The organism is Nostoc sp. CCY0012 (assembly GCF_963920855.1).
In the GTDB taxonomy this organism is placed as follows: Bacteria; Cyanobacteriota; Cyanobacteriia; order Cyanobacteriales; family Nostocaceae; genus Cyanocohniella.
This window is the reverse complement of the sequence record NZ_CAWUDM010000024.1, coordinates 60,083-70,973: the sequence shown is the minus strand read 5'-3', so window position 1 is coordinate 70,973 and position 10,891 is coordinate 60,083. Positions and strand designations below refer to the sequence as shown.

The window sequence follows — 10,891 nt, the reverse complement described above, 5'->3', positions numbered from 1 at the left end:
AGATATAAGTATTTTAGCGATCGCTCTTCTCTTAAAAACTTTTTGGTTTACTGATAAAGGAGTTAAGGTAAGGTATCAACGTATTCACTTCAGGGGCATTTTGAAAACTCTATTCGCCAATTATGCCTGAGATAAGTTAAAGATTGAAATAGCTGGCAATTCAGTTACAGTGTTCATCTGACCTATCATCTAGGAAAGACTACGCTATTGATTTAGCGTATTTTCGCCCTAGCAGGTAATTTGTGTGAGGATTAAATCACAGCCTTAAGCGTGACGTTTTATCTTGACATTTCACCGAAATTACTTCAATTTGACTGTTTAGCTTAGCAGCTACTTTTTTTCTTGAAATTTCCATGTCAACTCTCGTCATCGTCGAATCTCCGACCAAAGCTCGTACCATTCGCAACTACCTGCCAAAAGACTATCGGGTGGAAGCGTCTATGGGTCACGTCCGTGACCTACCCCAATCAGCTAGTGAAATTCCCGCCGCTGTGAAAGCGGAACGGTGGGCGCAGCTGGGGGTAAATGTAGACGCCGACTTTGAACCGGTGTATGTTGTCCCCAAAGACAAAAAGAAGGTTGTCACCCAGCTCAAAGATGCCCTTAAAGAGGCAGATGAACTGATTCTGGCAACTGACGAAGACCGGGAAGGTGAAAGCATTAGTTGGCATTTATACCAGCTGCTCAAGCCAAAAGTTCCCACCAAGCGAATGGTGTTTCACGAAATTACCCAAGACGCCATCAAGAAAGCTTTGAAAAACTGCCGCAATATTGACGAGCAGTTAGTTCGGGCCCAAGAAACGCGGCGGATATTGGATCGATTAGTTGGCTATACCCTGTCTCCCTTGCTGTGGAAAAAAATCGCCTGGGGGTTATCTGCTGGGCGAGTACAATCTGTAGCTGTGCGACTTTTAGTGAAAAAGGAACGCCTACGTCGGGCCTTTCATGAAGGTACGTACTGGGATTTAAAAGCTAGCTTGTTACAGGAAAAAACTCCCTTTGGAGCGCAGTTGATTACATTGGGAGGAACGAAAATTGCCACTGGTAGCGATTTTGATGCATCTACTGGTCAAATTGCCGCAGGTCGCAATGTCTTGTTACTCAACGAAGAACAAGCCATAGCCCTAAAGGAACGCCTCACCGGGAAAATATGGAATGTTACCGAAATTGATGAGCGTCCAGTAACGCGCAAACCCGCACCACCGTTTACTACTTCGACGCTGCAACAAGAATCCAACCGGAAACTGCGCCTTTCGGCCAGAGACACCATGCGGATTGCCCAGAATTTGTATGAGCAAGGGTATATTACCTACATGCGGACAGATTCGGTGCATTTGTCAGACCAGGCAATCACTGCGGCGCGTAGCTGTGTTGAACAACTGTACGGCAAAAACTATCTCAGCCCCCAACCCCGGCAATACACCACCAAATCCAAAGGCGCACAAGAAGCTCACGAAGCTATTCGTCCAGCGGGTAGCACTTTCCGCACTCCCCAAGAAACGGGTTTAAGCGGTCGGGAATTGGCTGTTTACGACTTGATTTGGAAACGTACCGTGGCTAGCCAAATGGCTGATTGTCGGCAAACCCAAATTAGTGTGCATTTGCAAGTTGAAGACGCTGGCTTTCGCTCATCTGGTAAACGCATTGACTTTCCAGGATTTTTACGTGCTTATGTCGAAGGTTCAGACGACCCAGATGCCGCACTGGAAGATCAGGAAGTGATTTTGCCCAGTATGAAAGTGGGAGATCATCCAGATTGTACCGATTTGTCAGCCGTGGGTCACGAAACTCAACCGCCAGCGAGGTATACCGAAGCTACTTTGGTGAAAACCTTAGAAAGTGAAGGCATTGGTCGGCCGAGTACCTATGCCAGCATCATTGGCACAATCATCGATAAAGGTTATGCCCAATTGGTGAGTAATGCTCTGATTCCCACTTTTACCGCCTTTGCTGTCACCAATCTGTTAGAAAAGCATTTCCCGGATGTCGTAGATCCTAGTTTCACCTCCAAGATGGAACAAACTCTAGATGACATTGCCACAGGCGAAGCGAAGTGGTTACCCTATTTGCGGGAATTTTATCTGGGAGATAAAGGCTTAGAAACTTTAGTTAAAGAACAGGAAAGTCAAATTGATGCCAGCCAAGCCAGAACTGTATTACTGGAAAATTTAGATGCCAAAGTCCGGATTGGCAAATATGGCCCCTACATCGAAGTTGACAATGATGGCACTGTGGTTACGGCCTCAATTCCCAAAGACCTCACACCATCTGACCTCGACCCCAAACAGGTAGAAGTACTACTGCGGCAAAAAACTGTAGGGCCTGACCAAGTAGGTAGGCATCCCGAAACTGGCGAACCGATTTATGTAAAAATTGGTGCTTATGGCCCCTACGTTCAATTGGGCGACAAGACCGAAGAGAATCCCAAACCTAAACAAGCTTCCTTACCCAAAGGTGTCACTCCAGAAAATGTCACCTTGGAAATGGCTGTGGGTCTTTTAGCTTTACCCAGGACATTGGGAATGCACCCGGTAACCAACAGTAAAATTCAAGCTAGTTTGGGACGTTTTGGCCCTTACGTCGTTCATGACCAAGGCAAAGAAGGAAAAGACTATCGCTCGCTCAAAGCTGGTGATGATGTGCTGACAGTTTCTCTGGAACGGGCATTGGAATTGTTATCTGAACCTAAAAAAGGACGTGGTTCTAGTAGCAGCAAGTCTAAAGCAGCGTTACGAGAACTAGGCGCGCATCCTGAAGATGGTACGCCAGTGAATATTTATGATGGCCCCTATGGCCCTTATATTAAGCACGGCAAAACTAATGTCAGTATCCCAGAAGGGCAATCAGTGGAGGATGTGACGCTAGCTACGGCGTTGCCATTATTAGCAGCCAAAACATCGACAAAGAAATCTACTCGCAAAACGAGTAAATCAACAACTTCTCGATCCAAGTCAACTGCTAAATCAACCAAGACTGGGGCGAAAAAAAATGATGCAGAAGTTTAATTAACTTCTAAAATCAAAAGTCCATAGTTAGTTGTGGTAAAACTTTCTACCTATGGACTCTTGACTCGGGATCAAGAATATCCTTCATGCTTTACAAGCAGCCCGGTCGGTTTGTAATGTGATACTCTAATAAAGTAAGGGAGACCACAACACCAATTTTTCCCAGTAGCTCACTCCCGAAATGCGGAAGTTCGTATTAGCCCAGTTTCTAACTAGAGGTGCAAAAGTACGCCAGTTCTGCGTAACTGTTAGTCAAAAAATTGAGGTAGTATCTCAGGAGCCGTCAGTTCAATGGACTATATAGAAAAGGTACTAGAAAGACTTAAAGAGATGGCAGGCAAGCTCATTGAAGCTCTGCTAGGGCCTGAAGGTGAGCGGGAGCCGGAATTGATTCCGATTCCTGTAAATGAGCGATCGCGTCGTCGTTAAAAGCCTGAAGGTATTGAAGTTGTCGTCTCCTATAAGTATTTTAGTCCTGCACGGGCCAAACCTAAATTTACTGGGACAAAGAGAACCAGGTATTTATGGTGCTTTAACTTTGGCTGAAATTAATCAATTCTTAGCAGCGGAAGCTATCAAATTTCAGGCGGAGATTACCCCCGTGCAGTCAAATCATGAAGGGGTTTTAGTAGATACTATTCATGGCGCCTTAGGAAAACATCAGGGAATCTTGATTAATGCCGGAGCTTACACTCACACAAGTGTAGCTTTGCGGGATGCGATCGCTGGTGTTAACCTACCTACAGTAGAAGTGCATTTAAGCAATATTTACCGCCGAGAAGACTTTCGCCATCATTCTTATATAGCAGCCGTAGTTATCGGGCAAATAAGTGGTTTTGGCGTCCACAGTTATTTGTTGGGCCTACAGGCTCTAGTGCATCATTTAAGAAATAACGAATAGTTTTTTCTGAATATGCATTATTCACTAAATCATCGGTTTAGAGCTACTTTTGTCGGGACATTGCTGGGTGAAATTATTGCCCAGAATACTTATAAGCAATCACCAATTGACTCAGAAGTCGGTAAAATAGCCGTTCTGGGTACTAAAAGTTTAATTGAGCTAGGTAAATTAGATGTAGATAACTGGCTAGAACGTTATCATCAAAAATCTCCTCATTTAGATATAACTGATCAAACCTCGCCAGCAGCTATTATTGCCACGTTACCAGTGGCTCTTTTTTTTCATGAAAATACAAGTAAACTGCGACAAAATTTATTACATGTATTGCAAATATGGCATGATGACCCAGTGGTAAGAGATGGCGCCCTAGCAGTAGGATATGCGATCGCACAATCTCTCACAGAAAAACTTCACCCCCCCTCCCTAATTCCCGAAATCATCGCTTTTATTGGCGAAACACCGACACCATTAACACAAAAATTACTAAAAGTTCATGAATTGTTGCATGGAGGTTTTGGGTTAGCAACAGCGCAAGCAGAATTTTGTCGCGAAGCAGAGCCGAGTAATGTGATAGCAATGGCATTTTACTGCTTTCTCAGCACCAGGGAAGATTTTCGTCTGGCAGTTTTGCGGGCTAATCACAAGGACAATTTCGGGCGACAAACAACTAGGACTTTACACTATTCACAAATGATCAGTGCCATTACAGGTGCTTTGTCAGGAGCTGATAACAGCACAGCGGGAATCCCCGTCAAGTGGCGCATTTTATTGTCTCCAGAAAACTTAGCAACTTGGGAACTAGCCAGTTTTTCCCAAATGCTAGAATTATCTGATGCACTTGTTGCGGTGTGGTCAGGAGTGTATGATATTGCCCTACATACTAGGGAGTTTCCAGAGGAAGGATGTGTCAAGTCTGACGAACAGTCTAGGCTTTGCGTCTTTGCGGCTCCCCATGTCATCCGGTTGCGTTAATGCCATTGTCACTGTTCAACGTGTCAGTGTAAAACACCAGCTAAAAACTAGAAAATTTAGTAGTTTTTACTCTGTAACTTCCTCATCAACACATAACTTTAATCTGTAGGTAGCTATTGTGGCCCATCGGCTTCAACCAGATCCCACTGCTAGAACTTTTCTCAGGATTGTCTTGTTTTGAGTTATCAAAGTAAGCAACTGGGGTCATGAACAAGCAAAGGTTTTTTTGGTCTTTGACCAAGCAACTAACTCGCTGGCGACGACGCTACAAAGCACGACGCCGTAAAAGATATTGGCTAGGGACAGTAAGAAGTCAAAGCTGTATCAGGCAATCTGATGAACTTCAAAGTAAAATCCGCAGTCGTTTACAACTATATTTATCAAAAATCAACAATAAAAGCGAACACCAACAACAAGAATTAGCGCTCAGAACAATGGCAAAATCGGTCAGAATTCAACGTAGGATTGATGCAGTACGTCTAGGCTGGGTGCATGAAAAGCGTTCCTCTGTTGTTGTAGCGATCGCTGTAGTTTCCCTAACAGGGGTAATGGGGCATAAACTATATAATCAACCCCAGCTGACAGTAGGAACTCCTGCACCTCAAACAATCAGAGCGCCTTATACTGCTAGCATCGAGAATCAAGAAGAAACAGCAGCACAACGCCAAGCCGCCAGTAGAAGTTCTATCCCAGTTTTGATGATCGATGTCCCCAAGACTGAAAAAATCGACAAAACTTTACAGCAACTTTTAGACGAAGGCAATAAAATTCGCGCTATTGCTGGATCTTTTCCTTTTTTTGATACATCAGTTTTATCCATCCCGACTCAGCATTATCTTCGCTCTTGTTCTGCTTCAGAATGGCAAACACTGCTGATAACTTTAGAAAATCAGACTACTAGCCAAAAACGATCCGGGTTTTTAGCTGCTAGGCCAAAAGCTAATTCGAGTAGACATCAAAGTGGTATAGCACAGCCAGTACCCACTGCTGCTTATTTGCCTTTATTTCCCACATCCACAGGTTCACCCCATGCAGAACAACAATCGTTATCGACTTTTATTAACTCCGGTAATTTACCTTTGTATCTGTCTCCTTTAGAAGTCCAACCGGTGAGTGTGGCTCCAACAACCTTCTTTACTCAAGCGGTAGAAGAACTCAAAGCTTATCGTGCGACAACTTCAGAGCCAAGTTTATCTGCACTCATCACCCAAACGGCCCAAGTCCGCAAAACATACGCCCAAGCCCAGCTACAATTGTTATCTAGAGAAAATCCCCACTCCCAAAAAATTTACAGTGAAACGGCCCTCCTGGAATTATCAGATAACGAGTGGACAACCACAAAAAGCGGAATCCGTCGCAGCGCCGAGAGAATTTTGACACAGGGGATTCCCCCAGGATTACCATCAAGTATTTTACAGAGTGCGGTGAGCCTACAAATACAAGCATTTGTACCCCAAAATGCTGAACCATTGGCAAGTAGGCTGTTAATAGCTGTGTTGCAACCGAATTTAAAGCAAGATGAAGAAGAAACGCAACAACGCGTACAGCAAGCATCCGCTGGAGTATCACCTGTGATGGTGGAAGTGCCTCAAGGTGAAGTAATTGTTATTAAGGGCGAGAACATTACACAATGGCACTTTGATGTCCTAGAGCATTATCAATTAATCCGCCGGGAAAATAATTGGCTAGGGTTAACGAAATTAGCCAGCGTTGTCACAGCCGCCATTGGCATTTTTGTGCTGGTGGAAAGACAGATGAAGTGTAAATTGCGACAACGTGATTACTTGTTAGTCCTACTACTGACCCTGAGTACGCCGGGAGTGCTAGCCTTGGGCATACCCTATACAACTTGGAGCGCCGTTGGTTTATTGTTGGGGAGCTTTTATGCACCTGCTTTGGGTGTAACAGTAGTGGGACTATTGTTACTAATTTTACCCATTACTACAGAAGTCAGCATCATTGCCCTTTTAGCTGGTGGGGCGGCGGGAATATTGGGCAGTAGTATGGCGAAAAGATTGCGATCGCGTGAAGAACTAGCATTATTAGGTGTTGCTATTGCCTTAACTCAAGGTGGTACGTACCTAATTATGAAGCTGCTCATTGGTGCTGTATTTGGCTCAGGCTGGTATATGGTTTTGCAAGGCGCAGGCTTATTCGCTTTATCCGGTTTAGCCTGGAGTATTGTAGCCTTGGGCTTGAGTCCTTATTTAGAAAAATTCTTTGATTTAGTCACCCCCATTCGGTTAGCTGAATTAGCTAATCCGAATCGCCCTTTATTAAAACGACTAGCTACAGAAACCCCTGGTACTTTTCAACATACCCTGTTTGTCTCTACCTTGGCTGAAGCTGCTGCCAAAAAACTCGGATGTAATGTCGAACTAGTTAGGGCTGGAACATTATATCACGATATCGGCAAAATGCACGACCCCTTAGGCTTTATTGAAAATCAAATGGGGGGGCCGAATAAACACGAAACAGAAATTAATGATCCTTGGAAGAGTGCAGAAATTATCAAAAAGCATGTCAGCCAAGGGGTAATAATGGCGCGAAAACAGCTTTTACCCACAGCGATTCAAGCTTTTATTCCTGAACATCAAGGAACCATGCTGATTGCTTATTTTTATCATCAAGCCCAGGAAATGGCCCAAGAAGACCCTAATTTAACAGTCAATGAGGCTGATTTTCGCTATGACGGCCCCATTCCCCAATCACGGGAAACTGGAATAGTCATGTTAGCAGATTCTTGTGAAGCCGCACTGAGATCGCTTAAAGATGCCACACCCGAACAAGCCTTAACAATGCTGAATAATATTCTCCGTGCTAGATGGCAAGATAATCAATTAGTAGATTCAGGGCTGACACGGGAAGAAATGACCGAAATTGCTCAAATATTTGTGGAAGTTTGGCAGCAATTCCACCATAAACGGATTGCTTATCCTAAATTAAAGGCAAGTAAGCATGGTAAGTAAAAATTTTGATGTGGTTACCTATGTTGAGCAAATGGCATTATTGTTGGATTTGCAGTTAACAGATACCGAACGCGATGGCGTGGTAGAGAATTTTGCGAAAATACAAGCGATCGCACAACTTGTAAATGAGTTTCCTTTACCTGAAGATATCGAAGCTGCACCCGTATTTAAACCATGATTCCAGAGGATAAACGCCTCCCCAGCCTGTAAGGATTCAGTTCCTACGGGTAAAGTTTTGTGCGTGTAGTTGGGGTTTGTCAACCTGTAGATGTTTCATCACATTGGCAAAATTATTGGACAATATAAATTTTTCATGAAGCTTGCGTAATATTACACAAAAGTAATAGCAGGCTGTTATAGTGTTACTTATTAAACTTCATATAAAATACATTAAATATTTACAGCTTGATCAAAGAGTCTTTACAAAGAAGTGATTAAGTCTATGGAGCAAATTGCCTGATTGTGGAATTTCCAGCCAAGAGATGAATACTGAGATGCTGTAGTGAAAAAGTATGCCGTAGCTCAAGCGATCGCGGCTTTTCAATTATTTTTATTTATTAGCAAAACATAGAAACATTAGCAGTATTTAAACAATGGTTGAAAACAGAACATTTCTACATCAATATATTAGTAAAATTGCCTTTTTAGATGTGATTTGTAGTCTAATTTTTGTAAATATCCTCAAAATAGAAAACCGTATATAAATCATCGCTAACATCATCGATATTACCAAGGAAGGGCAAAAATATGAAGCTGCTTTATTACCGAGAAAAGAATTTTGGTGATCAACTTAATCCTTGGTTATGGGACAAATTAATCCCTGGTGTAATTGATGATAACCAAACAACTACTTTTGTGGGCATAGGTACTCTTATTAATGATAGATTACCGCTCAAAACCAAAAATTCTCGTTTAAGAGCGATATTTGGTACAGGTGTAGGTTATGGAAACGGAATACCACAGCTAAATGATACTTATAAAATTTATTGTCTACGTGGCCCACTATCAGCCCAAGCATTGGGTGTTTCCGATAAATTAGCCGTAACAGATGGAGCGGTATTAATTAGAAATTTATTTGATAATTATAGCCATAAAAAAGTATATAAATTTTCTTATATGCCTCATTTCGAGCTAGCTGGAACCAGTTGGAGTTTAGTCTGTAAGAGTCTAGGATTTGGATATATTGATCCACGCTGGTCAATAGAAAAAGTTTTATCGTCTATTAACGAAACAGAAGTTCTACTAGCAGAAGCTATGCATGGTGCTATTATTGCCGATGCCCTGCGTGTACCTTGGGTTCCCATAATTACTAACCCCACTATTCTACAATTTAAGTGGCAAGACTGGTGCCAATCTGTAGGTGTAAACTATCAACCATCACATATAAAGCGGTTACATCATCCTAATCAAAAACGAGATATCTTATCTCCAATTCGTTTAGTTCGTGATTGGGTAAGGCAACAAGAATCTAAATCACAATTAATGCATATTGCCAAGAATGCACAACCTACTTTAAGCAGTGATACATCTATAGAAAATCTGACTCAGGAAATGAACGCCAGACTTGATGCATTTAAACAGGATTTTGCACAAGGAATGTATTTATAAAGTTTACTTTTAGTTTGAATGATGAATATTCACTCAGCTGATGCTGTATCAATAGCTGCTGCTGTGCGTATAGGCCAAGTTAGCGCAGTGGAAGTTACCCAGAGTGCCTTAGCAGAAATTAATGCTCGCAATCATCAATTCAACTGTTTTACGGCAATAACTGCAAAAACCGCTTTGGTAGATGCTGCCAAAATTGACGAAGAAATTGCCCAAGGTAATAACCCTGGTGCTTTGGCTGGCGTACCTTTTGCTGTCAAAAATCTTTACGATATTGCTGGATTAATAACTTTGGCAGGTTCAAAAATTAACGCCGAAAATCCCCCAGCTACCCAAGATGCCACCGCAGTAGCCAAGTTAAAACAAGCCGGTGCAATATTGGTTGGCGCGTTAAATATGGATGAGTATGCCTATGGGTTTGTCACAGAAAATTCCCATTATGGTGCTACTCGCAATCCCCATGATGTACAACGAATTGCCGGTGGTTCTTCTGGTGGTTCGGCAGCGGCTGTGGCGGCTGGGTTAGTTCCTCTGACACTGGGTTCTGATACTAACGGTTCTATTCGCGTCCCGGCGGCTTTGTGTGGCGTGTTTGGTTTTAAACCAACTTATGGGCGTTTATCTAGGGCTGGGGTAGCTTTATTTTCTAGCAGTTTTGACCATATTGGCCCATTTGCGCGCTCGGTACAAGACATTGCTACAGCCTTTGATGTGCTTCAAGGAGAAGATCAGCGCGATCCGATTTGTACCCAGCATCTACCGGAATTATGTGTACCCCAACTCAATCAAGGTATATCTGGTATCAAAATTGCCATTGCTGGAGATTACTTCACTCAAGGTGTAGCACCAGAAGCCTTGGCAGCCGTGCAAAAGGTAGCTGAGGCTTTAAATGTAACTGAGTATGTAATCATACCTGAAGCCCAGCGTGCTAGGGCAGCAGCATTTGTGATTACAGCTAGCGAAGGGGCAAATCTGCATTTAGACAAATTACAGTCGCGTCCCCAGGATTTTGACCCCGCTACACGCGATCGCTTTTTAGCTGGGGCATTAATACCGAGTAGCTGGTATTTACAAGCACAACGTTTTCGGAGATGGTATGGCGATCGCCTGCGGGAAATATTTCAAAGTGTCGATCTAATTCTTGCTCCCACCACACCTATTTCTGCACCATTAATTGGTCAGCAAACCATGATTTTAGATGGAGAAGAAATTCTGGTGCGTCCTCATTTGGGGTTATTCACACAACCATTATCTTTCATCGGCTTACCTGTTTTATCAGTACCCATTCAGCGCCCTAACGCCTTACCTTTAGGTGTGCAATTAATCGCTGCACCCGACAACGAAGCTTTAATTTTACGAGTTGCTGCTGTGTTGGAATCCCAAGGTATAATTTCGGCAAAACTAGCTGGTGAATCATGAAATTCTGCCAATTTGAGGGT

At 43.0% G+C, this 10,891-nt stretch carries 8 protein-coding genes; all 8 read left to right on the top strand.

The window, feature by feature from the left end; all coding sequences use genetic code 11:
* The first annotated feature begins 353 nt into the window (after nt 1-353).
* The 8 genes from topA (at nt 354) to ACM0OS_RS09445 (ending at nt 10,871) form a co-directional block, all read left to right on the top strand.
* The gene (gene topA / locus ACM0OS_RS09480) at nt 354-3,005 is read left to right on the top strand and encodes a type I DNA topoisomerase (protein ID WP_414542927.1); all 2,652 of its coding nucleotides are present in this window, start codon (nt 354-356) and stop codon (nt 3,003-3,005) included.
* 291 nt (nt 3,006-3,296) lie between these two features.
* Nucleotides 3,297-3,434, top strand: a complete 138-nt coding sequence (locus ACM0OS_RS09475; RefSeq protein ID WP_414542926.1) for a hypothetical protein — start codon at nt 3,297-3,299, stop codon at nt 3,432-3,434.
* Nucleotides 3,412-3,906 carry a type II 3-dehydroquinate dehydratase gene (gene aroQ, locus ACM0OS_RS09470; RefSeq protein WP_414542925.1) on the top strand — a complete coding sequence of 165 codons (495 nt, stop codon included), beginning with the start codon at nt 3,412-3,414 and terminating at the stop codon, nt 3,904-3,906. The genes ACM0OS_RS09475 and aroQ overlap by 23 nt, the downstream gene beginning before the upstream one ends.
* 12 nt (nt 3,907-3,918) lie before the next feature.
* Nucleotides 3,919-4,878: an ADP-ribosylglycohydrolase family protein gene (locus ACM0OS_RS09465; RefSeq protein ID WP_414542924.1), complete on the top strand. Its 960-nt coding sequence runs from the start codon at nt 3,919-3,921 to the stop codon at nt 4,876-4,878.
* A gap of 206 nt (nt 4,879-5,084) precedes the next feature.
* Nucleotides 5,085-7,847 (top strand): HD family phosphohydrolase, encoded by a 2,763-nt coding sequence (locus ACM0OS_RS09460; RefSeq protein WP_414542923.1) that lies wholly within the window; start codon nt 5,085-5,087, stop codon nt 7,845-7,847.
* Nucleotides 7,837-8,025 (top strand): DUF4089 domain-containing protein, encoded by a 189-nt coding sequence (locus ACM0OS_RS09455; protein WP_414542922.1) that lies wholly within the window; start codon nt 7,837-7,839, stop codon nt 8,023-8,025. The genes ACM0OS_RS09460 and ACM0OS_RS09455 overlap by 11 nt, the downstream gene beginning before the upstream one ends.
* A 569-nt stretch (nt 8,026-8,594) precedes the next feature.
* The gene (locus ACM0OS_RS09450; RefSeq protein ID WP_414542921.1) at nt 8,595-9,455 is read left to right on the top strand and encodes a polysaccharide pyruvyl transferase family protein; all 861 of its coding nucleotides are present in this window, start codon (nt 8,595-8,597) and stop codon (nt 9,453-9,455) included.
* 21 nt (nt 9,456-9,476) lie between these two features.
* Nucleotides 9,477-10,871 (top strand): AtzE family amidohydrolase, encoded by a 1,395-nt coding sequence (locus ACM0OS_RS09445; RefSeq protein WP_414542932.1) that lies wholly within the window; start codon nt 9,477-9,479, stop codon nt 10,869-10,871.
* The last annotated feature ends 20 nt before the right edge of the window (nt 10,872-10,891 follow it).